At 62.5% G+C, this 23642-nt stretch carries 9 protein-coding genes; 3 read left to right on the top strand and 6 right to left on the bottom strand.

Annotated features, from left to right (window positions below; genetic code table 11):
* Positions 1 to 242: 242 nt before the first annotated feature.
* Entirely contained in the window at positions 243 to 893 is a 651-nt protein-coding gene (locus Q1V57_RS12280) for an SEC-C metal-binding domain-containing protein (protein ID WP_300531219.1), read from the bottom strand.
* 1 nt (position 894) lies between these two features.
* Complete coding sequence (locus Q1V57_RS12275; protein WP_300531216.1) at positions 895 to 2037, bottom strand: DUF5677 domain-containing protein; 1143 nt, start codon at positions 2035 to 2037, stop codon at positions 895 to 897.
* A gap of 514 nt (positions 2038 to 2551) precedes the next feature.
* Between Q1V57_RS12275 and Q1V57_RS12270 the strand changes: the two genes are divergently transcribed.
* Positions 2552 to 2872 carry a hypothetical protein gene (locus Q1V57_RS12270; protein ID WP_300531214.1) on the top strand — a complete coding sequence of 107 codons (321 nt, stop codon included), beginning with the start codon at positions 2552 to 2554 and terminating at the stop codon, positions 2870 to 2872.
* A 389-nt stretch (positions 2873 to 3261) separates the two neighbouring features.
* On the opposite strand, the gene Q1V57_RS12265 is transcribed toward Q1V57_RS12270, so the two are convergent.
* Together Q1V57_RS12265 and Q1V57_RS12260 are read right to left on the bottom strand one after the other, a co-directional pair.
* Positions 3262 to 4575 carry an NADH:flavin oxidoreductase/NADH oxidase family protein gene (locus tag Q1V57_RS12265; RefSeq protein WP_300531212.1) on the bottom strand — a complete coding sequence of 438 codons (1314 nt, stop codon included), beginning with the start codon at positions 4573 to 4575 and terminating at the stop codon, positions 3262 to 3264.
* A 302-nt stretch (positions 4576 to 4877) separates the two neighbouring features.
* A complete protein-coding gene (locus Q1V57_RS12260) occupies positions 4878 to 6950 on the bottom strand; it encodes a DEAD/DEAH box helicase (RefSeq protein ID WP_300531211.1) in 2073 nt (690 codons plus the stop codon).
* 557 nt (positions 6951 to 7507) lie between these two features.
* On the opposite strand from Q1V57_RS12260, the gene Q1V57_RS12255 reads away from it, so the two are divergent.
* Positions 7508 to 8149, top strand: coding sequence for a TetR/AcrR family transcriptional regulator (locus Q1V57_RS12255; RefSeq protein WP_300531208.1), 642 nt, complete (start codon positions 7508 to 7510; stop codon positions 8147 to 8149).
* On the opposite strand, the gene Q1V57_RS12250 is transcribed toward Q1V57_RS12255, so the two are convergent.
* Together Q1V57_RS12250 and Q1V57_RS12245 are read right to left on the bottom strand one after the other, a co-directional pair.
* Complete coding sequence (locus Q1V57_RS12250) at positions 8146 to 9264, bottom strand: SO2930 family diheme c-type cytochrome (RefSeq protein WP_300531206.1); 1119 nt, start codon at positions 9262 to 9264, stop codon at positions 8146 to 8148. The two genes, Q1V57_RS12255 and Q1V57_RS12250, sit on opposite strands and share 4 nt — an antisense overlap.
* Before the next feature lie 8 nt (positions 9265 to 9272).
* Positions 9273 to 10508, bottom strand: a complete 1236-nt coding sequence (locus Q1V57_RS12245) for a parallel beta-helix domain-containing protein (RefSeq protein WP_300531204.1) — start codon at positions 10506 to 10508, stop codon at positions 9273 to 9275.
* Positions 10509 to 11174: 666 nt separating this feature from the next.
* Here Q1V57_RS12245 and Q1V57_RS12240 point away from each other — a divergent pair.
* The gene (locus Q1V57_RS12240; protein ID WP_300531201.1) at positions 11175 to 23579 is read left to right on the top strand and encodes an autotransporter outer membrane beta-barrel domain-containing protein; all 12405 of its coding nucleotides are present in this window, start codon (positions 11175 to 11177) and stop codon (positions 23577 to 23579) included.
* Positions 23580 to 23642 lie beyond the last annotated feature (63 nt).

Below are 23642 nucleotides of genomic sequence, written 5' to 3'. Positions count from 1 at the left end.
GGGCGGTCAAGGGTTTAAAACGGTTCCCGGCGCGACGCGCCCTTGACCGCCCGGCTTCAACACGGCGAACTGGCGGGCATGGGGTTTAAGGGAAGAGCTGGGGTGATGCCGAGAAAAGGTGACACCTACCGATTTCCCCGTACCAATTTCTCACTTGTTCTTGCAGGGTAGCGCGCCATTAAATGGTCCGTGTCCCCGTTTTTAGTCCTGATTTTTACTAGGCGATGCTGTCTTAGGGCGTTCTAAGCGAAGATCTGTGCGCAGCACTTTTTGAACTTCTCACCGCTGCCGCAAATGCAAGGCTGATTACGGCCGCATTTGGCGGCCAACTCCGCGAAGATTTCGAGTTTTAGACTGCGAGATTTATGGAAAAACGCTGCTGCTTGGCGTGGATCTAACGTCATTTCACGGCCATTGCTGTTTTCGGCCATCCAGGCGCGTTGCGCTCGCGCAGTGTCCAAATACTCTTGTACAGCCTCGCTCTTTGAGATCGGCATCCGGACGTTTTCGCGACTGGAGCTATGCGACCAATCGAAGGTCGCGCTTGGATCACGCAGAAAAGCAACCCGCTCGATGCCTGCCTCATGTGGCGTCACATCAATGAGTTTTCCGTCGAGCTCCCAGACGGCGTGATGCTCTGCTTCGACAAAAACATCCGGCCATTCCCAAACCGCCCATCCGTAGATGAGTGCGCCCCCGTGCTTTTCGATGTGCGAGCGGACATTGTAGAAGCACTCGTGCATCACAGCCGTTGGGCTGGGGGTTACTGATACCCATTCCGCCACCCCGTCCGAGACGATCTGTTGCACGAGTGTGGCGGTGCTACCGTCCAACGACAGGGGCGAGCTTGTGCGTAACGTTTGTAGTAGTTCCTCGACGTTTCTTGCCATCATTCTACCGATTGCCGACCAGGGAGCCCAAGCCCGATAGAACACGCCGCACGAGCCGGCGGCCCCATCCTAGGAAGGCAATCCACCAGCCCTGTTGTTGCTCGTCCCAGATTGTTTTGGTCTCCGCTTCAACCGACATGGAGAATTCGCCTATACCGTCAACGAAGGAGTGAAGGACACGCAACCAAATGATATTGTCCAGCACTTCTTCGTGAAGCATCAAGGTCGTTGTTATGATCTCGAGCGACATAGCAGCCATCTGCACCGGATCAACGAAGCCTGAATTGCTGCCACCCACGAGGAACACGATCTGCTCAGCCTCAGCGGCGCCGAGCAGTTTGTCGCCCGGTCTATGTGGCGCATGATTGTGCTGACAGGCCCATTTGTAACGCGGGCGCCAATGATCCAATCCAGTAGCCTTCTCCAAATCCAATAAGGTCGGCGACTTTTTTCCCAGTGTAGCGGCCGCCCAACCAAAGTCGCCCTTGAGGTTACCTGTTGTGGATTTTAGCGCATCACACCACGCCTCCATCTCCTTGAGCTCATCGTCTGTAAATGATCGAAGGTTCGCCCGATCTGCATAGTCATTGTAGTTGCGAGCGCGCGAAAGCGACGTGAAGTAGAAACTGGCAAGATAACGGTAGGCTGTATCGGCGTCGGACTGCCGAATGAAGGTCGCCACGACGGCGTGCTCATGAAGACTTCGCCATCGTGCGAGCGCACCATCAGGATAACCGCCTTCAAGCAGGCAGATCATTTCGCGCACAATCAACAACGCGCGCGCGTGCAGATGGATCAGCGCATCAAACTTGTAGTCGTTCTGTTCAGCGGCTGTCGAGCGATAGCGCTCGTTGTACAGGCGCCCCAATTCTTCACTGATTGCCCAGATAACCTCCAAGCGTTCAAAAACTGGCTTCCACCGCTTTTTGAGGTGCCTCACAAAACGGGATGTCGTGCGTTGATTATATCGGCGATTGCCGGGTGCGAGCTTATGAACAGACGCAAGAGTTTCTGTCTCGACAGTGTCCATAATTGAGACGATGGCCTCATCGATCAGAGCCTCCGCCTCGTCGTCGCTCAGGCCTACCAGCTTTTCTGCCAGATGCTTCGCAATAGCGTCGTTTATGAGGTCACCAAGGAAATGCATGCCCTGCGTGTTCCGGTTTTGTTCGCAATGCATAACACACAACCACAAACAGTTGCGGTGAGTCCATACTACAAAAGCCAAGCCCCCAGCGGCAAAACGGGGAAACACGGGGACACGTACCGATTTCCTCGTACCAATTTCTCAGTTGTTCTTGCGGGGTAGCGCGCCATTAAATGGTACGTGTCCCCGTTTTTCATGATCTATGCGGAAGAGCGGCCATGCTTTTCGTTTTCGGGCACGATCAAGAAGTTCTCTCCGCGGTAGGGGGCGCAAGCTCCGCACCCTCCTCTCCCTGGGGAGAGGTGGCCCGGCGCTTCGTGCCGGGTCGGAGCGGGGGGAGACATTTGGGTTGAGGATTGCGTGTCCACCCTCATCCGCCCTCCGGGCACCTTCTCCCGCACGGGAGAAGCGGTACGGATAAACTCAAACCACCCCATACACCTCATGCTGGAAATCGGGCCGCGTAGAAGCCGGGCGGTCAACGGTTTCAACCGGTTCCCGGCGCTACGCGCCCTTGACCGCCCGGCTTCAACACGGCGAACTGGCTGGCATGGGGTTTAAGGGGAAGAGCTGGGGTGCCAAGCTGCCTGCAGTCGATAGAAACGTAGTGGAAGTAATGCTGACAGGTTCGGTGCGCAGTATCGCGATCCTCGCTATCGCTTTAATCGCCGCTCTTGCCATAGCCTTCTTGGGGGGAGTGGCGATAGCAGTGGTCGTTTACTTCTTCGATCATGGCCGATTGGGAATTGCCACGATGAGTGTCGCGTGGGCGTTTATGACCGCAACATTTGTTGCTTTCATCGTCTACTTCACACGTCGCCTTTCCCGGCGCTGAGCGTTGCATGAACTGGAGCACTCACCGTTCCTCAACCCGCCAGTCATCCCTGACGGATGCCCCGCGCAAGCGGGGCGCAGATCAGGGACCTCGATGAACATGGCTGGGTCCCGGATCTTCGCCCGGATCCCCCGCTTCCGCGAGGGCAAGCAAGTCCGGGTCTCACGTCTAGGATGACAAGTGAAAGGTGCCCTCCTCGCCCTTGATGGGCGAGGTCCCGCGTAGCGGGGGAGTGGGTGACGCGGCGAAGCCGCGACTAAAACTCAACTCCACAGGCGAAAGCCTTATTTGTGCCTGCGGCGCGCACCCACCCCGTCTTGCGGCTGCGCCGCAATCCTCCTCGCCCGTCAAGGGCGAGGAGGGGTGCTTTAAGCCGCCATTGCGAGCCCCTACCGCACCAGCCGTTTCGCATCGCCGGCATCGGTCATCTGGTGCTTGATAAAGGCGAAGAGCAAATTCATCTTCCGCTTGGTCGCCTTGCCGTCGGCGAGGCGGATGATGTTGCGGTAGAAGAAGGCCATGTTGGCAAAGCCGTTCATCGCCCGCAGCGTTGCATTGGACGAGGTTGGACCGAACCAGCCCGGGCCCAGGGCCTGGAGTTTTTCCCAGCTGGTCAGCTCGTCGATCTCACCCGCGATCAGCCGGTCAGGCAGGTCGGTGTCGACGCACAAGGGGCGGGCGAGGCCGATCATCTGGATGTCGTCTTCATTGAGGGCATTGAGCATGGCCGAGCGGGTGCGGAAGCCGCCGGTGACCATGAGCGGGACCTGGCAGTTTTTGCGGATCGCGGCGGCATAATTGAGGAAATAGGCCTCACGCGCCCGGGTCGACGCCTTGACCATGGCCTCGTCCTGATAGACCGGCTCCATGCCTTCAATGCCCAACAGGGCGGGTTGTTCGTAATTGCCGCCGGAGATCTCGATCAGATCGACGCCAGCCTTTTCCAAGAGACCGACAACCGCGATCGAATCCTCGAGCGAGAAACCGCCCTTCTGGAAATCGGAGGAGTTGAGCTTCACCCCGATCGGGAAGTCGGCCCCGACCGCCTCGCGAACGGCACCGATAATCTCCAGCAAGAGCCGGGCGCGGTTTTCCAGCGGTCCGCCCCACTCATCTTCGCGCTGATTGATCAGCGGATTGAGGAATTCCGACAGCAGATAGCCGTGGGCGGCATGCACCTGAACGCCGGTAAAACCGGTCTGTTTGGCGACGAAAGCGGTATGCGCGAAACGGCCGATAATCTCGCGGATCTCGTCAGTACTCAGGGCGCGCGGCTTGGCGAACAGGCCGCCGGGCAGGGCAACCTCGCCTGTAGCGGACGGTGCGACCGGTTCGGTGGCGACGGATTTCGGCGTTTGCCGGCCGGCGTGGGAAATCTGCATCCAGATATGCCCGCCCCGCACCCGGCCGGCCGTGGCATAGGCCTGCAGCGCGGCCAGTTGCTGCGCCGATTGCTCGCCATCAATGACCAGATTGGCCGGACGTTCCAGATAGCGCTTGTCGACCATGACATTGCCGGTGATCGACAAGCCGATCCCGCCCTCGGCCCAGCGCCGATACAGCGTCGCGTGGCGGTCAGTGGCGCGATTGTGGGCGTCGGCGAGCCCCTCGGTCATTGCGGCCTTGCACAAACGGTTCGGCAAGGCGGCCCCGCAAGGCAGCGCCAGCGGATCGCCCAATCCGAGATCGGCAACTGTCGTCATAATGAAAATCCCCAAATGTCCAAATGCCCAAATGCCCGCTATCACTCTGACCCGATCCGGAACGGGTTTGCAAACGGGTTCATGCGGTTGAGCGTCGGCATCCAACCGCAAGGCCATCGAAGGCGCACCATGGCAGCGCCTGGGAGACACACGCGCGGCACCGGAACAGGTCCGCAACCCCACCCGTTTCACACCGGAAAAGGCCGGAAACAGGACGGCTATCCGGCCTCAATCGTCAGATTGAAGCCGCTGAAAATCGCAAAGACCCCTGCGGGCAGCGCCGGCGAGCTGACCGTTGCCGACTAGTCGCGCTTGGGCTTGCGCTTGACCTTTTTCAGGCTGTGACCCTTCTCAGCCGCTTCGGTCGGCTTGCGCCGTTTCGGCCGGTCGTCGGGACCCGGGGCGCCTGGCTTGGACTTGCGACCCGGTTTGCCGGCCTTCTTGCCTGCCGGCTTGCCCCAGGGTTTTCCGCCCGGCTTCTTGTCATAAGGCTTTGAACGTTTGGGGCGATCCGCGAAGTCCTCGCGTGATTCACCGTCGTCGCGCGGTTCCGGCGCGTCTGTTCTGGGCTTGTGCTTGAAGCCGCCCGGCCGGTCTGCAGTCTCACGCCGGTCCGGCTTTTCGTCTTTCCAGGGCTTGTCTTTGCCACGCGCCGGTGCGCCATCGCGTTTCTTGAACGGGCGCTCCCCGTCAGCCCGGTCCGGGCGCGGCCGGCGGGGCTTGCGCTCGCGTCGGTCATCGCCATCCTGATTGCGGGCGAAGGCAGGTTTGCCGCGGGCCGGGACAGGCACGTCGCCGACCACGCGTTCAATGCGGATATTCTTTTCGCCGCCACCAGCGCGTGCCAGCGCCTGCTCGAAAACTTCGACAACGCGCCCGGTCACTTCGAAGAAGCTGTCTTCCTCATCAATCCGGATCGCGCCGATCTCGCGCCGCGTAACGTCGCCGACGCGGCAGATCAGGGGCAATAACCAGCGCGGTTCGGCGCGGTGTTTGCGGCCGGCACTCAGTTTGAACCAGACCCCATCATCAAAGTCGGCGCGTTCCGCTGCCTTGGCCGGCGGGGCGGCAGCAATGTCCTCGGCCGCGGGCAGGGCGGCGATATGGCTTTTGAGAAATGCCGCTGCGACGGTCTCGGCGCCATAGGTCTCAATCAGGATGCGCGCATCGGTCAGCGTTTCCTCGTCATTCTCGGCGGTCAGCGCCGGATCGGCAAAAATACGTTCGCGATCGCGTTCACGGATCGCCTCCAGGCTTGGCGGCGATTGCCATTCAGCTTTCACACCGGCTTCGCGCAGCAGGCGGTTGGCCTTGCCCTTGCGCGGGATCGGGGCGATCAGCACGCAGGTGCCTTTTTGACCGGCACGCCCGGTGCGGCCGGAACGGTGCAGCAGGGTTTCTGCCTTGCCTGGCAGGTCGGCATGGACCACGAGTTCCAGGCCCGGAAGGTCAATGCCGCGCGCCGCGACATCGGTGGCGACGCAGACCCGTGCGCGCCCATCGCGGATGGCCTGCAGGGCGTGGGTCCGCTCGCTCTGGCTCAGCTCACCGGATAGCGCCACCGTCGAAAAGCCGCGATTGCCCAGGCGGCTGGTCAGGCGGCTGACCGCTTCGCGCGTGGAGCAGAAGACGATGGCCCGTTCGGCATCATAATAGCGCAGCGTATTGATGATGGCATGTTCGCGATCGCGCGGCGCGACCGGGAAAATGCGGTAATCGATATCCACATGCTGTTCGCGTTCGCCAACGGTAGAGATCCGCTGGGCGTCTTTCTGGAAGTCGCGCGCCAGCGAGGCGATCGCCGGCGGCACCGTGGCCGAGAACATCAGTGTGCGGCGGTCTTCCGGGGCTTTGGAGAGGATGAATTCAAGATCTTCCTTGAAGCCGAAATCGAGCATCTCATCGGCCTCGTCCAGGACGATGGCGCGGATTGAGGACATATCCAGCGCGCCGCGCTCGATATGGTCGCGCAGGCGCCCGGATGTGCCGACGACAATATGACAGCCCCGTTCCAGGGCGCGGCGTTCAGCGCGGGGATCCATCCCGCCAACGCAGGAGGCGATACGGCCGCGCGCATCGTCATAAAGCCAGGACAGTTCCCGCTGGACCTGCAGGGCCAGTTCCCGTGTCGGCGCAATGATCAGGGCCAGGGGCTCGGCGGCAAAGCCGAACTGTTCGGCCTCGCCGAGCAGTCCGGGGGCGATGGCAAGGCCGAAGGCGACTGTCTTGCCGGAACCGGTCTGGGCAGAGACGAGCAGGTCAGCTTCATCACCCGCCTGGTTGAGCACGGCCTGTTGTACTTCGGTCAGAGCGCTATAGCCTCGCGCTTCCAGGGCGCGGGCCAGCGGCGGCGCGATACGATCTGATCCGGTCATGTATACGGCAATCCTTTCGCGCCGGTCATTCGCTCTGGCGCGCTGTTCCGGTCTAGCCGGGCGGGTGGAGGAAGCCGCGGGCTGTACCACGTTCCGGGCGGCTTGGCTTCAGACAATGTGCAAAACATATCCGATCCTGGCGCCGGGATGGGGAAAGCGCCGAATCAGTGGCTTTTGATCAACTCATGCGAGTAAATGGTCAGATTTCGAGCCAATTTTTCACATTTATGAAAAATGAGGCATTAAGTCCCATCTGGTTTCGTGTTGGCGCAAGAAACGTGCGCGCAGAGACGGGTTTGGGGAATTGTCCGCGCGCTAGCAGCCATAGGTTCGGTGCCTCAAATCCCGATAATCGCTAGTAGATTTCATTTCAGAATGCCTTGAAGTCTACACGCGGAGCAGGTGCTGATAAAATATAAGACTTGCGAACTGCGTCTGCCGCACCATCAGATGGTAGCGATATACCCTACGCAAAAACGATAAAGAACGAGTCCAAGCCTATTGTATTTCATTGCCTTAGGCTCCAAGGTTATAGAATAAAACCAGCGAGCGGTAGCGTGAACGAACAAGCAACTCAAGACTCAGTCGATCTGCAACGTCGGGTAGCGCCGCGGCAGAAGCGCTCACAGGAGCGCATTGAAGTGATCATCGATGCGACCAAGCGATTGCTTGAGCGCGGCGAGGCGGATGCCATTACAACCAGCCTTGTCGCGGCTGAGGCAAATGTGCCGGTCAGCTCGGTCTATCGCTACTTTCCGAATATCTACTCGGTCCACCTCACCATTCTGGAGGAGTTCAAGACGCAGACCGATGCGATCATTCACGGCATTCTGTCCAATCCGGAGATAACCGACTGGCGGGTCAGTCTCACCGGGATGATCCAGGGGCTGCGTGAGCTGGTCCAGGATACGCCCTCATTTGGAGCGGTTTTCCGCCTGACCCTGACGACACCGGAGCTGCGCGGGGTTCGGGCGGAATGGAATCGGCGCTTCGCCGAAGTTCTGGCCAGCCGTTGGCGCGAGGGGCGTGACAACTTCCACGGAGGAGATCCCGATATGGTCGCGCGCATGATCGTCGAGATTTATTGCGCCGCCGAGGTGATCGCCTTTGAAAAGCGTGACGAGCCGGAAGTGGCTGACCGATATTTTGCCGAGTCGATGCGCGTTCTCGAACGCTATATCTCGCCTTATCTCGATTAAGCGCAGCTGCCGTCCATCTGCGTGATCCAATCACGGATCAAGGCGACGGCTTCGGCGTGTATCGTCGAGCGCCCAATCTCCGGCATCATCACGTCCGCCTCGACCGAGTCCATGCGATAGAGCAGGATTGAAAGCTCCGGTGCGCCCGGCACGATATCGTAGGGCCGGTCGCCGGTGCCACCGCCCGCTGCGATCGGTGGTTTGCACAGCCCGAGTTGCGGTCCCACCGGCGTATCCGGTTCAAGAAACAAGCCCGATGTGTCGGCTGGCCCGACCGGGCTGTGGCAATGGCTGCAATTGATGTCGAGATAGCTGCGCGCCCGGGCATTCAGCGATGCGCTCATATCGGTCCAGTCTGCATTGCGCGGAGTGTCGTCGGCCGGCGGCGTGTTGATCAGCATCCCGGCAGCGACAAGATGAGCGAGTTGGTTCACCGGCCCGTCGCCGTGATCAAACGCGCGGTTGAGATGCCGGGGCTTGGGGCCGATGGGGGCGATTTCACGCGTATTGGAGTCCGGCGCGTGACAGCTGGCGCACTGATTGACGTTCGGCATGATGTAGTTGAAGTCCAGCCGCTGGCCCGCATGGTCAAGCTGTATCGGAATAATATCGCCGATCCGATTGAGCCCGGCCTCGCGCTGATTGCTTTCCCAGCGATAGGGGATGGCATCCCAGCCGTTCTCGCGGCGCACCAGGATCCGGGTTTCGATCAACTCGACGGTATCGAGATCGAGAGCTGATACCTTGGCCGGCGCTTCTCCGGTGTAGGCGCTGGCCAGAACGCCCGCCTCGCTGGACCGGGGATAGTAAAAGGTCTTGGTGATGACCGTCCCGACCGGAAAGTCCAGCACTTCGCCTTCGCGATAGGTAGCCTGGCTGCCCTCGGGCATCCAGATCGTGCGCAGCTTATGCGCATAGTCAGTGAACAGCGGAGAGGTCAGCTCATAGGCCACGACGCCGCTGGCGGGTCGAAGCTGGCCATTGCGGATCTCGAGCTGTCCCCATTCCGACAGCAGCGCCGGATTGCCGCTGTCAATGAAGCGCGGGGTGGCTGTCTCCTGACCACAAGCCGTCAGGAGCAGGGCCAGGCCGGCCAGGAAAGCAAGGCGGTGCATCACGTCTGCTAGTCCAGGAAGCTGAGCGTTGCTGGCGGCAGGCCTTCATGGGTGCAGCGGTAATTCTCGGTCTCGACGCGCGGGTTTTCGAACCCGTTGGGGCCATCGGCATTGAGGACATCAACCTCGTCGCCGACGCAGATCCGAAGGGCATCCGGGAGCGCACCGTTTTCCAGCTTGGCGGCGTCCACATAGCCGTCAAAAAGCACGTCCGGAAAACTCCCATTGAGGCCAAAAAGCAGAACTTTCAGCGCCGTCAGGTCGAGCCCGTCCGGGGAGCTGCCACCGCCGGTGAAGGTATTGGAATGGATCCAGATGGTTTCCGGATAGGGGTCGAAATCTGGCTGAGCCGAATAGTCCGAATACCCGGTCGAGTGCAGGCTCGAGATGATTATATTAGCGGTATTGTTGTCGGCGATCCGGTTGTTGAAGATCTCAACCTCGTCATTGGAGTTGATGACAATGCCTGACCCGGCCGGCACGCTGGCGACCGGTGTGCCCTCATGGCCGAAATTCTCGGTATTATTGGCAAAGACGTCATTGTCATAAACCCGGGTCCGGTGCCCGCGCTGGGGCAGGTTGGGCATGTTGAAGACGAGGATGCCGCCGGTATTGTTGGTGGCCGTATTGCCGTACACATCTGCGCCGACAGAGTTTTCAATCTCGATGCCCGCGACATTGAATTCCGCCCGGTTATTGCGAACGGTGATGTTGCGCGACTGGCCAACATAGATGCCGGCATCGGAGGCGCCGATGGCGACGCTATCCTCGATCAGCACATTTTCCGTCTGGACAGGGTAAAGGCCATAGGCGCCATTTTCCGTCGCATATCCGCCGGTCCACTCAACCCGTACCCCGCGGATAACGATATTGCGGCCGCCATTGACCTTAACCGCATCGCCGATCGTGTCTTCGATCGCCAGGTTTTCCAGGGTGAAGTCATTGGCAGTGACCAGCAGGCCTTCGGCACCAGCGACCTGGTTCTGGAAGTTCAGCACTGTTTCGCCCATGCCGGCGCCTCGCAGCGTCACGCCGTCAACGGTCAGCATCAAGGAGCGGTCGAATTCATAAACGCCGGCCGGGATGTCAATGACATCGCCCGGTTGGGCATCGATCAGCTGCTCCAGCAATACGCTTTGATAATCGCTGTTCGCATCGCTCAGGTCGCGTCCGGCCTGACCGCCCTGGCCGCAAGCCGTGAGCAGCGCTGCTGTTGCTGTCATAGTGACAAGCGTTCTGATCATGGTGGTGCCCTCCTCGCCACAGCATGGGATCTGCTTGCGAGGGAGCATTCCACCGCCTTGCGACCGGGTCAAACCCCTAACGTGAACAAAAATCGGGTTATTCCGCTGCCGCAGCCCTTGCCGGCGAGCCGGCCGGTTTCGCTGCCGGCAACTGCCGGCGCCCGGTCGGGGCGGCTGCGTATTGGTTCAGGTGATGATCAGGCCCGGATCGGTTGTGCTGATCGTGGCAAAGGCGACGACAAGCCCAAAAACAGCAGTGGCAATAATCAGTCCGGTCCAGCGCATAACAGCCTCCTTAATTTCTGATGAAGTAAGTAATGCGGCGTATAAACTGGAAAAATATCCATTATGGAAAAAATATAATGCCGCGCGCGCTGGCAATGTGTCCCTGGCTTTGGGTGGGTGTGGTTGATTCACAACAGAAGATCTGAATATTCCTCGGATTGTTTCCAGCATGCATCTAGAGATCTGAAATTAAAACAAAAAACAGAAATTTCTAGGTGGTTGGGTTGGGCATAATTTTAGCAAAATTTTGCAACTATCGCTTTCCTTAACGCCCTTGCATGTGGTTATATTCTGCCACTGAGGGGAGCGCTGTCCGTCGTGGGCGGCGCGAAACTGTTTGAGCGTACGCCCCGGGATGGGCGGTGTTCGGGGGAGGCATACGTGTCCAGCAAATCAAAAGTGTCCGCGACTCGTGCGCGTCGTGCAGCTCGTCTGCTCGCCGGATCGTCCATGCATGCCATGGGAGCGGCGCTTGCGACCATGGCGCTGGCGGCGGTTGTTGCGCCGAGCGCTTACGCGCAAACGGTTGGATCGACGATTACCAACCCGGTGACGGGGGCGAGCGAAGTCGTCGAGGCGGTGCTGGGCGATAATGTCGTCTTTACCGATGCGTTGAACATCATCGTTCTGGCCGACACGGTGGGCGACACCTTCATTGACCCTACAGCGACAGGCGAGAACCCCGGCTCTGGTACGATCTACACGGTTACCAAGATCAACACCGATAGCGGCGGCCGGATTATTTCGATCGAGGGTGAAGACAGTGGCGGCACCAAGGTCACCTTCTCCTCGGTGACCTCGCGTGCCAGCCAGATCAATGGTGCATCTTCCGGCATTGCCGGCGCCCCTGGTTCCCCCGGCGCCAATATCAGCCCGACCATCCCCGCGGGCAATGTCAATGTCTACTCCGAGTGGCTCACCGGCACCAATGGCGCCGGCGGCAGCAATGCCTGGGGAGCCCGGATCTGTATCATCAAGTGTTTCACGATCGGCGCGAACGGTTCGCCCGGTGGGGATGGTGGCGATGGCCCGGATATCACCCGCGTCATTACGGTCGTCAATAATGGCAATGTGCAGTCCGTAACCGACGGTCTGTCCGGTATTTCCGCCATTTCCATCGGCGGTGATGGCGGCAAGGGCGGTAACGCGGCCGGTTTTGGCTTCCAGGGCTATGAAGGTGGTGCTTCCGGCGCCGGTGGTGCGGTCGATCTGACCAGCTATGTCGACGTGTCGACCTCCGGTACGGGTGCCCATGGAATCTTTGCCCAGTCCCGCGCAGGCCGTGGCGGCGATGGTGGCTCTGGCTTCATCTGGTCCGATGGTGGCTCCTCTGGCCCGGCGGCCGAGGGTGGCACGGTGCGTGTGGTCAATTACGGGGCTATCTCGACCACAGGCGCAGATTCCAACGGTATTCTCGCCCAGTCGATGGGCGGTTCTTCGGGCACGGGCGGTTCAAGTTTCGGTATTGTGGGTGATGCCGACAGCGGCTCAACCGGCGGTAATGGTTCAACGGTAAGAGTTGACAATCACGGCTCGATTATCACCAGCGGATTGAACTCTGCCGGTATTTTTGCGCAATCCGTCGGTGGATCCGGCGGTGATGCCGGTGCGTCCGGCGGCTTGTTTGCCTCGGGTGGTGGCGGCGGTGGTGCCGGCGCCGGCGGCAATGTAACCGTCAATAACTTTTCGACCGGTGCCATCGTCACGCGGAACAATGATGCGCCGGGTATCTTTGCCCAGTCTGTTGGTGGCGGCGGTGGTCGCTCCGGCGCAGCCGGCGGCGTGGCAGCCATCGGCGGCTCGTCCGGTAGTGGTGGTAATGCCGGCACAGTGACAGTCTATAACTATGGCTCCATTGATACCGGTATTACCGGCGGCACGGGTGCCTTCTCACACGGCATTATCGCGCAGTCGATTGGCGGCGGCGGTGGATCCGGCCGGAGCACGGGCGGGCTGGTCGCCGTTGGTGGTGCCGGTGGTGATGGCGGTGCATCAAGTGAAGTTCTGGTCCATCATGACGGCCTGATTACCACGCGCGGTGAAGGCGCCGTCGGTATCATCGTTCAGTCCATCGGTGGCGGTGGCGGTACCGGTGCGTCCTCCGGCGGCCTGGCGGCCATTGGTGGCTCCGGCTCGGGCGGCGGCAGCGCCAATATCGTGACCGTCAGCGGTAGCGGGACGACCGTGACCTATGGCGATGACGCGCACGGCATTATTGCTCAGGCCATCGGTGGCGGTGGCGGTAATGGTGGCTCCTCGGCGGGCCTGGTCGGCATTGGTGGCAGCGCTGATAGTGGCGGCGATGGTGCGGCCGTTGATGTCTCCACGGGAAGTGTTTTGACCGAAGGCGTTCGCGCCTTCGGCGTCCTCGCCCAGTCTATCGGCGGCGGTGGCGGTAATGGCGGCACGGCCGGCGGCCTTGGCGCGATTGGCGGCACGGGTGGTGGCGGCGGTCTCGGTGGCACTGTTGAGGTGACCACCACCGATGTGATCCAAACACAAGGCGTCAACTCGACCGGTATTGTAGCCCAGTCGATCGGTGGCGGCGGCGGTAATGGCGGCGGCGCGGGCGGTATGATCTCCGTCGGTGGTGCTGGCGGTAACGGCCAGAACGCCGATGATGTAACCGTCAACGTGAACGGCAACGTTCTGACCATCAGCGAGAACTCGGGCGGTCTGATTGCCCAGTCGATCGGTGGCGGCGGCGGTAATGGCGGTAACGCTGTTTCCGGCGGCCTGTTCGCCTCTGTCGCAATCGGTGGTGACGCCGGCTCAGGCAGCCAGGGCGGTACGGTCAACGTCAATTCCAGTTCCGACGGCGATATTGAAACCCGCGGCGACAACTCGGCTGGTATTCTGGCTCAGTCCGTTGGTGGCGGTGGCGGTAATGGCGGCTATTCGGTGGCCGGTTCCATTGGTGCCTTCGGTTCCGTCAGCGTCGCGGTTGGCGGTGAAGGCGGCGCCGGTGGTGATGGTGGTGTCGTCAATATCAATACAGACGGTTCGGTCACCACATTCGGCGCCAACTCGCACGGTATTATTGCCCAGGCCGTCGGTGGCGGCGGCGGTAATGGCGGCCAGAGCTTTGCCGGTTCGGTGAGCGTGGGTCTGGGGGCTTCCGCATCTGTTTCCGTTGCCATTGGCGGCGATGGTGGATCGGGCGGTGATGGCGGTGTCGTCAGCGTCTTTACAGACGGCGATCTTCAGACCCGCGGCGACAACTCGTTCGGCGCCCTGGCGCAATCCGTCGGTGGCGGCGGTGGTAATGGTGGCTGGTCCGGTACGGCGACGCTCGCCATCTCCGATGGCGCGGCGGTCGGTGTCGGCGTTTCGCTTGGTGGCGACGGCGCAACCGGCGGCTATGGCGACACGGTTACGTTCGGCTCCACCAGCAATGTCTCGACGACGGGGGATAACTCCCACGGCCTGGTGGCGCAGTCGATCGGTGGTGCTGGCGGTAATGGCGGCTTCTCCTTCTCCGGCTCTCTGACGGCTGGTGGCGCAGCGGGTATCGGTGTTGATGTCGCCCTGGGCGGTGATGGCGGTGCCGGCTCCTATTCCAGTGCTGTGACGATGAACAGCACCGGCCAGATCACGACGACGGGCAATAACTCCCACGGCCTGTTCGCCCAGTCGGTCGGTGGCGGCGGTGGTAATGGTGGCTGGTCTGCGACCGGTTCCATTTCCATTGGTGGCACGGCGGGTGTCGGCGTTGGCGTTTCGCTTGGCGGTGACGGTGGCGGTGGCGGCATCGTCAACGGCGATGTCCAGGTCACGTCGAGTGATGGCATTTTCACCTTTGGCGATATCTCCCACGGTATCCTCGCCCAATCGATCGGCGGCGGCGGCGGTAATGGCGGTTTCGCCGTGTCCGGTACGCTCGCAGTCGGTGGTACCGCCGGTGGCGCGGTCAATGTCGCGCTCGGCGGTAGTGCCGGCGCGGGTTCCAATGCCGATGACGTGCTGGTCTCGTCGACGGCTGTTGTCGAAACCTCGGGTGCCGGCTCGCATGGTATCGCGGCGCAGTCCATTGGCGGCGGCGGCGGTAATGGTGGCTGGTCTGCGACCGGCAATATCACGGCTGGCGGCACGGGCGGCGTCGGTGTCGGCGTATCGATCGGTGGCGGCGGCGGTGCCGGCTCCTTCGCGCGCACGGTCACGGTTTCCCAGAGCGAACACATCATCACCCAGGGCAGTGACGCCCATGGTGTGCTGGCCCAGTCGATTGGCGGCGGCGGCGGTAATGGCGGCTTCGCCATCGCTGCAGGCGCAGGCTTCGGCGGCACGGTTGGCGGATCGGTCAATGTCGCGCTTGGCGGAACCGGCGCGGTTGGCGGGAATGCCGACAGTGTCACGGTCACGGTCGACGACGTCCAGACCATGGGCGAAGGTGCGATCGGCGTCATGGCCCAGTCCATCGGTGGCGGCGGCGGTAATGGCGGCTTCTCGCTGTCTGCCGGTGCAGGCGGCGGTGGTACCGTCGGCGGCTCTGTCGGTGTGTCGATTGGTGGCGGCGCCGGTGATGGCGGGGTTGCAGGTTCAGTCCTGGTCACGGCCGACGAAGTCTACACCGTCAGCAATGACGCGATCGGCATCCTGGCCCAGTCCATCGGTGGTGGCGGCGGTAATGGCGGTTTCGCCATCTCTGCCGGAGCAGGCCTCGGCGGCACGGTCGGCGGTGCTCTGAATGTTGCGATCGGCGGCGGCGGCGGATCTGGTGGCCAGGCCGGCAACGTCACGGTCAACGCGGATGTCGTCAGCACGCAGGGCGATGGCGCCCACGGTATTTCTGCCCAGTCGCTTGGCGGCGGCGGCGGTAATGGCGGCATGTCCATTGCCGGCGGCCTGAGCTTTGGCCAACAGGCTGTGACGATTGGTGTTTCCATCGGTGGCGCCGGCGGCACCGGCGATACGCCGGGTGTTGTCACGGTCAACACCGATGAGGCCGTTTCGACGGTCGGCGATGACGCTCACGGTATTCTGGCGCAGTCCATCGGCGGTGGCGGTGGTGATGGCGGTCTGGCCATCTCCGGTGCGATCACGGCGGGTAGCTCCAACGCCATGGGCATTAATTTCGCCCTCGGTGGTTCCGGTGGTGCAGGCGCCAACGGCAATAACGTCAATGTCGCCACGCAAGACCTGGTCTACACGCAAGGTGACCGTTCGCACGGTATCCTCGCCCAGTCGATCGGCGGCGGTGGCGGTAATGGTGGCATGTCCATCACCGGGTCCATCACACTGGCTGGCTCCAATGGCGGTTCGATCGGCGTATCGATCGGCGGCGGCGCAGGTGCGGCCAGCGATGCTGGCAATGTGACCACCGTCTCCAACGGCGCTGTTCTAACCCTCGGCGACGAGTCGACCGGCATCTTCGCCCAGTCCATCGGTGGCGGTGGCGGTAATGGCGGCTCCTCGATCTCCGGCTCCATCAACGGTACCGGCTCGAGCGCAATCGGTATTGACCTCGCCTTCGGTGCAAGCGGCGCAATCGGCGGTAATGCCGGTACGGTCTCGCTGTCCTCGAGCGATTGGGTTGCCACGAGCGGTGATCGCTCTCACGGCATGTTCGCCCAGTCCGTCGGCGGCGGTGGCGGTGCCGGTGGCTTCGCCATTTCCGGCAATGTGAATGCGGCCGGCTCGAACGCTCTCGGCGGTGCCCTGGCGCTTGGCGGCGATGGTGGCAATGGCGGTAATGCCGGTGCTGTAACGCTGCTCAACTCCGGTGACTTCGTCACCACGGCGGGCGATGCAGCGCATGCGATTTTCGCCCAGTCCCTGGGCGGCGGCGGCGGTGATGCCGGCTTCGCGGTTTCCGGCTCGGCGACCTTTGCCGGATCGACGACATCCTTTGCTGTGCCTTATTCCATCGGTGGCAACAGCTCCGATGGCGGCGACGGTTCCACCGTCGGCGTCTCCAACTCCTCCATGATCCTGACCGGCGGCGATGCGGCCATGGGCATCCTGGCCCAGTCGATCGGTGGCGGTGGTGGTAACGGCGCCTTCTCCGCAACCGGGTCTCTCGGTGTCGGGTCGAACGGCGTTGCTGCGTCCTTCGGTATCGGTGGTCAGAACGGCGGTTCCGGCGGTGTGGCCGGTGCCGTCACGGTCGACAACTCCGGCGAAATCGTCACCTCCGGTGACTCCGCTATTGCCCTGGCTGCCCAATCCATTGGTGGCGGTGGCGGTAATGGCCATTTCGGTTTGAGTGTTGGTCTCGCGGCAGGCACCTCGTCCTTCCCGGCTCTGGGCTTTGCCATGGGCGGTGATGGCGGTACCGGTGGTGCGGCTTCGACCGTTGGTGTCACCAACTCTGCGATCATCAACACGTCCGGCAATAGCGCCCACGGCATCTTCGCCCAGTCTGTCGGCGGCGGTGGCGGTAATGGCGGCTGGGCCGGCGCGGTTGCTGTGTCCGGCGGGTCCAATGCCTACTCCGCATCGGTTGCCATGGGTGGCGACGGTGGCAGCGGTGGTACGTCCGCGGCCGTGACGGTTGCTAATACCGCAGGTGTCGCGACGCTCGGCGATAGTGCCCACGGCATTCTGGCCCAATCCGTCGGTGGCGGGGGTGGTAATGGCGGCTTCTCGTTTGCCGCCTCCGGTTCTGCCGGCTCGACCGCCGGTTCGCTTGCGCTCAGCATGGGCGGCGATGCCGGCTCCGGTAATGATGCCGGCACCGTATCGGTCAACAACACGGCGACCATTACGACCGACGGCGCCAATGCGGCCGGTATTGTCGCTCAATCCGTTGGCGGCGGTGGCGGTAATGGTGGCTTCTCGGTGTCCGGCGCGATCGCTGTCGGTTCGACTGCGAACGCCGCTTCGGTCTCTCTCGGTGGTGATGGCGGCACGGGTGGTCTCGGCAACAATGTTTCCGTGACCAATTCCGGTGCGATCGGCACGACATCCAATGGCGGCGTGGGTATTCTCGCCCAGTCCGTCGGCGGCGGCGGTGGTGCCGGTGGCTTCTCGCTGTCCGGTTCGGCCGCAGTTGCCGGTTCCGGCAGCCCGCTCTCGGCCTCTGTCAGCCTCGGCGGCAATGGCGGCAGCGGAGCAACCAGCGGAACGGTCACGGTCGACAATTCCAACATCATCATCACTGAAGGCGATCAGGCCCAGGGCATCCTGGCTCAGTCTATCGCTGGCGGCGGTGGTCGTGGCGGCTGGTCTGGCTCTTTGGCCTTCGCAATCGGCAATTCCACGACGACGGCTTCGGTCTCGCTCGGCGGTGACGGCGGCTCCGGCAATGATGCCGCTGCTGTTTCGGTGACCAACTCGGCCATCATCTCGACCCTCGGCAATGATTCCTCCGGCGTTCAAGCTCAGTCTGTCGGCGGCGGCGGTGGTACCGGCGGCTTCTCGCTGTCCGGTTCCGGTGGCGGCGCCAGCCAGTCGGCGAATACGGCCAGCGTGTCCATCGGTGGTACCGGTGGCGGCGCGGGCAATGCCGATGCGGTGACGATTGCGTCCACTCAAGGTGTGACCACGGGCGGTGATCGCTCGCACGGCCTGTTCGGCCAGTCTGTTGGCGGCGGCGGCGGTAATGGCGGCTGGTCCGGCAATCTGGCGGCGGCCTATTCCGGTTCGACCAGCCGGACTATCGGTGTGTCGCTTGGCGGTTCCGGCGGCGGCGGCGGCGATGCCGGCGACGTCTCGATCTCGCAGGAGGTGGGCGTTTCCACCCTCGGTGATGCCGCGCACGGTATCTTCGCGCAGTCGCTCGGCGGCGGTGGCGGTAATGGCGGCTTCTCGCTCGCCGGTTCGCTCACCGGCGGTTCCGGAAGCACGTCCCTGAACGTGGCTCTGGGTGGTTCCGGCGGAACGGCCGGTCAGGCCGGTGCGGCGGGCATCACCTCGCAAGGCACGGTCACGACCGAAGGCGCCGGCTCGCACGGCCTGTTTGCCCAGTCGATCGGTGGCGGCGGCGGTAATGGCGGCTTCGCCGGTACCTTCTCCGGTGCGCTGACGTCCTCCAACACGACCTCGCTCGGTGTCGCCATCGGCGGCAGCGGCGCCGGGGGCGGTGACGGCAACACGGTTTCCATCACTTCGACGACCGATATCGGTACGATTGGCAATGCCTCCCACGGCATCTTTGCCCAGTCCATCGGTGGCGGCGGCGGTAATGGCGGCTCGACCTTCTCCGGCTCCTTCTCGCTCTCCAACTCCAACTCGCTCAACGTCTCGATCGGCGGCAGCGGCGGTATTGGCGGCACAGGCGGCACGGTCTCGGTCAGCCAGTCCGGTACGATCACGACCTCGGGCGCGGCCTCCTACGGTATCTTCGCTGAATCCGTTGGCGGTGGCGGCGGCCAGGGCGGCTATGCCGGCAATCTGTCGATGACGGGGTCCAACTCCAACACGATCGACCTGTCTGTCGGTGGCGATGCCGGCGATGGCAGCACTGGTGGTGCGGTTTCGGTCACGGCCGATGGCATCGTGCAGACCACGGGCGAGGCTTCGCACGCGATCTTCGCTCAGTCGATTGGCGGCGGTGGCGGCCAGGGTGGCATGGTCGGTGTTGATGAAGACACTTTCGGCGCCTTCCTGACCGGTTCGACCTCGGTCAGCCTGGGGACCAATTCCAACAGCCTCAACGTCTCGATCGGTGGCGCTGGCGGTGCCGGTAACTCCGGTGGCTCAGTCACGGTCAACACGGATGCAGCCATTCTGACCCTGGGTAACCAGGCGGTCGGCGTCTACGCCCAGTCTATCGGTGGCGGCGGCGGTGATGGCGGCGTTGGTCTTGCCACTTCGGGCTCCTTCGGCGCCGGCAAGAACGGCAATTACGCCATCGGCATCGGTGGCTCCGGCGGTACGGGCAGCGTGGGCGGATCCGTCGACGTGACCAATACCGGCGCAATCATCACTCTTGGTGGCGCGGCCCACGGTGTCTTCGCCCAGTCCGTCGGTGGCGGCGGTGGCCGTGGTGGCGATGCTGGCGGCTTCGTGACCTCCTACAACTCTACCGACCAATCCGCGACGCGCGACACCCAGGTGTCGGTGTCCATGGGTGGTTCCGGTGGCACGGGCGGCGACGGCGGCGCTGTAAGCGTTGATAACCAGGGCGCGATCGGCGTCAGCGGTGAAATGTCCAACGGTATCTTCGCCCAGTCCGTCGGCGGCGGCGGTGGTGAAGGCGGGCTGGTCTCCCAGTCCGGCGAGCTGGTGAAAACCTGGCTCGGCTTCATCTCCAATGACGAGAACCGCGCAGCTTCGGTCAATATCGGTGGTACCGGTGGTGCGGCTGGCGATGGCGGCAATGTCGTCGTCACCAATAGCGGTGTCATCTTCGCCGACAATGCCCGCAGCGGTTACGGCATCTTCGCCCAGTCGATCGGTGGCGGCGGCGGTGTCGGCGGCTCCGGCCTGGCCGGCAACGTGGCTGTTGGCGGCGCCGGCGGTGCAGCCGGTGACGGTGGCAATGTCACGGTCGACAATAGCGGTGCGGTCTCCACGACCGGCTCCAACGCCCACGGCATCTTCGCCCAGTCCATCGGTGGCGGTGGCGGTGTCGGTGGCGCGACCGACTATGATGACAGCAATGATAGCCGCACGGCTCTCGGCGCTGCGATCCAGACCGCTGCAGACCTGACCGAATTCTACCAGCTGCTGGACAGCTTCGATAACCCGTCCCTGACCCTGAATATCGGTGGTAAAGGCGGCGCAGCCGGTGATGGTGGCGATATCAACATCACCAATTCCGGCTCCATCTTCACGTCTGGCGACGGTGCCCATGGCATCATGGCTCAGTCGGTCGGTGGCGGCGGCGGCGTCGGCGGTGCCGGCTCGGTCGGTGCCTGGGGCGATGTGACGATTTCCGGTGTCGGCGGTTCGGCCGGCGATGGCGGTGACATCAACATCACCCATACCGGCAATATCACCACGGAGGGCTTCGGCGCCTACGGTATCTTTGCCCAGTCCATCGGTGGTGGCGGCGGTGCAGCCGGCGACTACTCCTTCGGCTTCGGTACCTACACCACCAATGTCGGCCTCAACCCGTTCTCGGGCGGTGACGGCGATGGCGGTGACATCACCATCCGGACCAATGGCAATATCAATATCCGCGGCTTCGGCGCGACGGGCATCTTCGCCCAGTCTGTCGGCGGCGGTGGCGGCCTGCTGGGCAATTTCGGTTCGTCCCTGGGCTCGCTCGGCAGCTTCCTCGGTGCGGGTGTTGCCGGTGAGGTGAACATCATCCACTCCGGTGATGTGATCGCGCCGGACGTCAATGCTGTCGCGGTCCTGTCCCAGTCTGACGCTCGCGACGGCACCGATGACATGGTCATCACCCTGGATAGCGATATCCGCGGTGGTTCGCTGTTCGGCATGGGCGTGTTCTATGACGGTGGCAGCAACAATGTTCTCAACACGTCCGGTACGGTGTCTGCCGTGTCCGGTTGGGCGATGAACATGACCACCGGCAATGACACGGTGAACAATACCGGTCTTGTGGTCGGCAATATCGATCTGGGCTCCGGTATCAACCGGTTCAATAACCAGCTTGGCTCCACCTTTATGGCCTTCAACACGATTGATCTGCGTGACCCGACGGGCTCGCCGCAATCGCCGCTGAAGGTTGGCAATGGTGCGGGTAGCCAGTCTCTGGCCCAGCGCATGGTGATTGCCCCGACGGCGAGCGAAGGGGCTCTCGGCCTGGTCGCAACGACGTCGACGGATCTGAAGACGCCGGTGTCGGATACGGCTCCGGGGTCTGAGACGAGCTCCGGTCCGATCAAGCTGGCAACGTCTGACACGCCGGTTGCGGCGGCATCCCCGGCTCCGGCGGATGCTCCGGTGGCCTCCTCGGCTCCGGCGGCGACGCCTGTAGCGGCCGATAGCGCCGCCTTCGCTCCGGTTGCGACCGACAATGCGGCCTCGGGTCAGTTGGTCGCCTTCGCGCCGGGTGGCGGTGAAGGCGAGGCCTTCGGTTCGGTGACGGATGGAACCGCGACCAACGCTTCTGGCTTCGGTCTCGTGGCCGTGGCTACGCCGGCAGCCGGTGAACCGGTGCGCGGTGAAGCTGCTCTGATGGGGCCGGCGGAAGCCGCCGCTGAAGACACGGCCGCGTCCAGCGATGATGCTTCCGATGAGATCGTCGTGACCTCAAGCGACCCTGTGGCGCCGAAGCTGGCGGTTCAGGCCGTGCTGAGCCCTGCGGTTCAGACCGCGGTCCAGACCCCGGTCACCTCGGTCATGGATGCTCCGGTTATCCCGCTGGCAGCCGCACCGGGTGACCCGGCGACCTTTACCAATGAGGGCAATTTCCTGATGGGCCTGGCAGCGACCACGCTGCCGATCGACCTGCAGGATCCGTCGGCTGAGTTCTATAACCTCGACGATGAGGGCGATCCGCTGTTCAACGTCTACTACGGTGCGCGCGTCATCAATGACGTGCAGCTGGACGGTAACTACGTCCAGACCGATACCGGTTATCTCAACTTCGACGTGGCCTTCGGACCGTATGACTATGACCTCGTCACCCTGACCGGTGATGCGGATGTCGACGGTACCGGTGATGTGACCTTCATCTGGCTGTCCGATGCGGTGCCGACGCCGCTCTTCACCTCCCCGACGGGAACGGCGACGGATAATGGTCTGGAGATCACGGACACGCTGGCGGTGGACTTCTCCATCACCACGCAGGCCGGTGATGTCCTGCTCAACATCGACACCGACTTTGGCGGTGTGAACGGTCTCAACCGCAATGAGCAGGAACTGGGTGCCCATATGGACTCCAACCTGCTGGTTGGCGGTGCGGAAGGCACCGGCCGTCTGCTGGCCTGGTTGGGTAATCTGCAGGATGAGGAGCTTTACAACTTCCTCATGACCGAGCTGAACCCGGAGCCGCATATCGCACCGCTCCAGGGCCTGCTGAATACGGCGGCCAGCTTCAGCGATGATCTGCAGGGTTGCGGCACCGCAACGCTGATGGATCTGGGTGAAGAATGCAGCTTCGTGCGTATCGATGCCGGTACGGCAGATCGCGACAGCAGCTTTGAACGCTTCGGCACGCAGATGGACACGACCTCACTGCGCGCCGGTCACCAGCGTCCGCTCAATGATCTGTGGCGGATCGGTATGGCGATCGGTATCGAGTCGGTGAACATCCACTCCATCGATGCCGGCCGGGCCTATACCAGCGGTGACGGCGTCACCATGGGTATGACCCTGCAGCGTCACTGGGCTGATGGCGGCGTTATCTCCGGTGCCCTGTCGGGTGGCTGGATGCAGTACGACACCACGCGCCTGATGCGTCTATGGGAGCCGTTCCAGATCGAAAGCGGTCCGGATGCCGGTTATGTCGACATGCGCCTGGCCGCGGGCAAGCGCTATGAGTTCGAGGGTAATCGCTACTACCTCCTGCCGTCGGCAGAGGTTGCGGTGACCTCGCTGATCCATGGCGGTCTCTACGAGATCGGGGCCCAGGGTAATGGCGTGCGCTCGGATGGTGAGACGCAGTACATCACCAGCTTCTCGCCCAATCTGGAGTTCGGTTACTTCAACGAGCGTGAGAGCGGCGCTTATACCCGCTTCTCGCTGGCTCTGGGTGGCCGTCTGACGCAGCAGGATCATGTCGGCCTGCCGATCAGCTTCCGCGATGCACCGAACGGCACCATCCCGGCGGACATCATCACGGAGATTGATCAGGAGCTGATCACCTTCGATGCCGGTGTCGACTTCTCCGGCGGTGACAATATCCGCATCTCCTTCGGCTATAGCGGCCAGTATGGCGATACGACCGACAACCACAGCGCTGGTTTCGAGGTCGGGCTGAAATTCTAGGCCAAAGCCAACACCCAAACACAAAACGGGCGCCCCAAGGGGCGCCCGTTCTTGTTTCGGCCA

The sequence above is a fragment of the Maricaulis sp. genome (genome assembly GCF_030149425.1).
GTDB lineage: Bacteria > Pseudomonadota > Alphaproteobacteria > Caulobacterales > Maricaulaceae > Maricaulis.
Note: the sequence above shows the minus strand (reverse complement) of the source record. Positions and strands in the feature narration are given on the sequence as shown.